Origin of the sequence: Mesorhizobium sp. M7A.F.Ca.MR.362.00.0.0 (assembly GCF_004023175.1) — a bacterium.
GTDB lineage: Bacteria > Pseudomonadota > Alphaproteobacteria > Rhizobiales > Rhizobiaceae > Mesorhizobium.
Genome location: NZ_RZTF01000511.1, coordinates 1 through 3,903, shown reverse-complemented (window position 1 = coordinate 3,903; position 3,903 = coordinate 1). Strand labels below are relative to the sequence as shown.

Genomic DNA, 3,903 nt, shown 5'->3' with positions numbered 1-3,903 from the left:
GGCAGGGCAGAGGGGGGCGCTCTCCCGCCAGCATTGCAAAATGACCTCGCGCGTCACGCCAGCGCCTCCTCGACAATCCGGCCAAGCTCCGGCGCAATGTAGGAGAGGTCCTCCTCGTCCTTGATCAGCACGCCGATGGCGCGGCGGAAGGCTTCCGGCCACGGGCTGCCGCCTTTCTCCAGGATGGTGGCGGCATTGGCCCATTCGACGGCCTCGGCGATGCCGGGCGGCTTGGCCAGTGGGCGGGCGCGAATGGTCTGCACGGCCGCCGCCACGGCGCGCGCCGTTGCTTCAGCCACATTGCCGGCGCGCAGCATGATGATGGCGGCCTCGCGCTCGGCGTCGGGATAGCCGATCCAATGATAGACGCATCGGCGGCGCAGCGCTTCGGCGAGCTCGCGGGTGCGGTTCGAGGTCAGGATGACGATCGGCTGTGCGGCGGCGCGGATGGTGCCACGCTCGGGAATGCTGATCTGGAAGTCGGAGAGGAATTCCAAAAGCAGCGCTTCGAATTCGTGGTCCGAGCGGTCGATCTCGTCGACCAGCAGCACGCGCTGCTCGGGCGCCTTCAGCACCTGCAGCAGCGGTCGTGCGATCAGGAAACGGTCGTCGTAGATGTCGATCTCATGCTCGCCGGCATGGCGGATGGCAAGCAGCTGGCGTTGATAATTCCATTCGTAGAGCGCGTGCGCGGCGTCGATGCCTTCATAACATTGCAGCCGCACCAGATCGCGGCCGAGCAGCTCGGCGATCGCTTTGGCCGCTTCCGTCTTGCCGACGCCCGGCGCGCCTTCGAGCAGCAGCGGCTTGCCCAGCCGGATTGCCAGGAAGATGGCGGTCGAAAGGCTTTCATCGGCCAGATAGCGCGAGGCGGCCAGATGCTGCGCCACCGCCTCCGGCGAGGTCGCTGATGTCTCGGCGCTTGTCCCGGTCATTTCGGCCCTCAGTTCGCCGCTTGCGCCTTCAGCGCGCGCAGGATGCGCTCCGGCGTGATCGGCAGCGTGTCGATGCGCACGCCGACGGCGTCGAAGACGGCATTGGCGACCGCCGGGATCTGTGGGTTGGCGCACATTTCGCCCGGCCCTTTGGCGCCGTATGGTCCGTCCGCCGATGGCCGCTCCAGCACGATGATCTCGGTCTCGGCGAGGTCGCCGGGACCCGGCATCAGATACTGGTTGAAGTCGGTGCCGCCATGATCGCGGTTGGGATAATAGGGCTCGGTCGTCTCGTAGAGCGCATGGCTGATGCCCATCCACGAACCGCCGACCAGCTGCTGTTCGACCATTTTCGGGTTCAGCGCGCGGCCGATCTCGAAGACGTTCTTCACCGTCAGTACGGTGACCTCGCCGGTTTCGTCGTCGACCTCGACCTCGGCCACGGTGCAGGCATGCGCGTAGCAGGTCGACGGCTTCATCGCGCCGGTTTCTTTCTCGGGATAAGAGCGCGGGATCAGGAACATGCCGCGGCCAGAGATCGAGCGGCCGCGCTTGAAATGCGCCGACAGCGCGACATCGAAGATCGAGATCGACTTTTTCGGCGCGCCCTTGACCAGTATGTTGCCCTGGCCGTCGGTCTCGAGGTCGGATGCATTCACCTCCAACTCCTCGGCCGCCACTTCCAGCATCACCTGGCGGGCTTCCCTTGCCGCCTGGATGACGGCGTTGCCGGCGCGGTGTGTGCCGCGCGAGGCGAAGGTGCCCATGCAGTGCGGGCCGGTGTCGGTGTCGGCGGTGTCGACGACGACACGGTCGGTCGGCACGCCGATCGTCTCGGCGCAGATCTGCGCCATGATCTGCTTCATGCCCTGGCCGAGATCGACCGATGACAGCGTCACCATGAAATTGCCTGTCGGCGTCGAATGCACCAGCGCCTGCGTCGGGTCGCCGCCGAGGTTCATGCCTGTGGGATAGTTGATGGCGGCAACGCCGCGTCCGCGCCTGATCGCCATCTCAAGCTCCCTTCACGTAGGATGACATCGCCATGTACTTTTCCGCCACCGGCCAGTTGGCGGCGCGCGAGGCTTCCTGCATACATTCGATCAGCGCCGCGCCCTCGGTCGGCTGGCGGTGCGCCTTCATGTCGCCGTCGCGATAGGCATTGATGAAGCGGAATTCGAGCGGATCCATGCCGATCAGCCGCGCCAGCTTGTCCATCTGCACCTCCAGCGCGAAATCGCCGATGGTGACGCCGAAGCCGCGCATGGCGGAGGAGGGCGTGCGGTTGGTGTAGACGCAGTAGGTGTCGATCCAGACGTTCGGGATAGTGTAGGGGCCGGGATAGTGCCCCGCGCCCTTCTGCGCGCCATAGGGCGAGTGGCGCGAATAGGCGCCGGCATCGGTGTAGCCAGTGACCTTGCGCGCGACGATGCGGCCGTCCTTCATGACGCCGTCCTTGATGACGACCTTTTCGGCCGCGCGTGGCGACGATATCTGCATCTCCTCCTCGCGGCTGTAGATAAAACAGACTGGTCGTCCGGTTAATTTTGCGCCGAGGATGGCGATCGGCTCGACGATGACGTCGACTTTGCCGCCAAAACCGCCGCCGACGGTGCCGCCGACGAAATGCAATTTGCTGCCGGGCATCTGCAGGATGATCGAGGTGTTGTCGAGCGTGAAGAACATCGCCTGCGTGTTGGTGTAACAGGTGAAGCGGTCATTGCCCTCGGGTGCCACCACGCAGCCGGTGGTCTCGGTCGGCGCATGTTCGATCGGCGAGGACTGGTAGCTCTCCTCCAATATGTGGTCGGCGCCGGCGAAGCCCGCCTCGACATCGCCGAAGCGCACCTTGCGGCACTCGCCGCTGTCGTAGAGGTAATAATTCTGGCCGTGATATTCGTTGACCAGCGGTGCGCCGGGTTTCAGCGCCTCTTCCACATCGAAGACGGCCGGCAGCACCTCATAGTCGACCTTGACCTTGGCTGCGGCCTCTTGCGCGGCACGCTCGGTTTCGGCCAGCACCGCCACTACGGCCTCGCCCTTCCAGCGCACCTTGCCGTCGGCAAGCACCGTCTCGTCCTCCGGCCCGACCTGGATCAGGATCAGGATGGTGTAGACATTGTGCGGCACATCCTTGGCGGTCAGAATTTTCACCACACCCGGATGCTTTTCCGCCTCCGACGTGTCGATCGAGCGGATGCGGGCATGGTGATGCGGGCTGCGTACCATCTTCAGGTGCAGCATGCCGGGGAAATTGCGGTCGGCGAAAAAGGCGGTCTTGCCGGTGACATGGCCGGGTGAATCGGAGCGCGGCCGAGGTTGGCCGATCTCGTGCAGATCATCTTTGCGGACATCGGCGAAGTAATTCTTGCGCAGTTCCATTCTTTTGGACCCCTCAGGCCGCGTTCTGCGAATTGGCGCGGGCGGCGGTCAGCACCGCCTGGATGATCGGTTCGTAGCCGGTGCAACGGCAGATGTTGCCCGATAGCGCCTCGACCACCTCGTCGCGGCTGGGGTTGGGCGTGTGGTCGAGCAGCACCTTGGCCGCCATGATCATGCCCGGCGTGCAGAAGCCGCATTGCGTGGCGAAGGTGTCGAGGAAGGCGCGCTGCAGCGGGTGCAGCACGCCGCTTTCCGAAAGCCCTGAAGTCGTGCTGATGACGGCGCCATCGCAGGTCTCGGCCAGCGTCAGGCAGGAGAGCCTGAGTTCGCCGTCTATGATGACCGAACAGGCGCCGCAGGTGCCTTGATGGCAGCCGCCTTTCGGCGAGGTGTCGCCGATCTTGTCGCGCAGCGCCTGGAGCAGCGTCGTGCCGCTGTCGATGAATTCGGCCTTTTCCGAGCCGTTGAGCGTGAATTGAACCGGAACCTTTGCCATGTTTTCCTCCCAGCGCGCCTGCCCAACCAGCGGACAGACGCGCGCCCCCGAACGAATATTAAGCGAGCAGCAACCGGCCGAGATGAACCG

The 3,903-nt window shown here is 64.7% G+C and carries 4 protein-coding genes; all 4 read right to left on the bottom strand.

What is annotated here, in order from left to right; all coding sequences use genetic code 11:
* Positions 1 to 53 precede the first annotated feature (53 nt).
* Genes EOC06_RS34165 through EOC06_RS34150 form a run of 4 tightly spaced genes read right to left on the bottom strand, consistent with a single transcriptional unit; the run spans position 54 to position 3,813 of the window.
* Entirely contained in the window at positions 54 to 935 is an 882-nt protein-coding gene (locus EOC06_RS34165) for a MoxR family ATPase (RefSeq protein WP_128309883.1), read from the bottom strand.
* 8 nt (positions 936 to 943) lie between these two features.
* Positions 944 to 1,948, bottom strand: a complete 1,005-nt coding sequence (locus tag EOC06_RS44925; protein ID WP_128309882.1) for a xanthine dehydrogenase family protein molybdopterin-binding subunit — start codon at positions 1,946 to 1,948, stop codon at positions 944 to 946.
* Between the two features lies 1 nt (position 1,949).
* A complete protein-coding gene (locus EOC06_RS44920; RefSeq protein WP_128309881.1) occupies positions 1,950 to 3,317 on the bottom strand; it encodes a xanthine dehydrogenase family protein molybdopterin-binding subunit in 1,368 nt (455 codons plus the stop codon).
* Between the two features lie 13 nt (positions 3,318 to 3,330).
* Entirely contained in the window at positions 3,331 to 3,813 is a 483-nt protein-coding gene (locus EOC06_RS34150; protein WP_023813250.1) for a (2Fe-2S)-binding protein, read from the bottom strand.
* Positions 3,814 to 3,903: the final 90 nt, after the last annotated feature.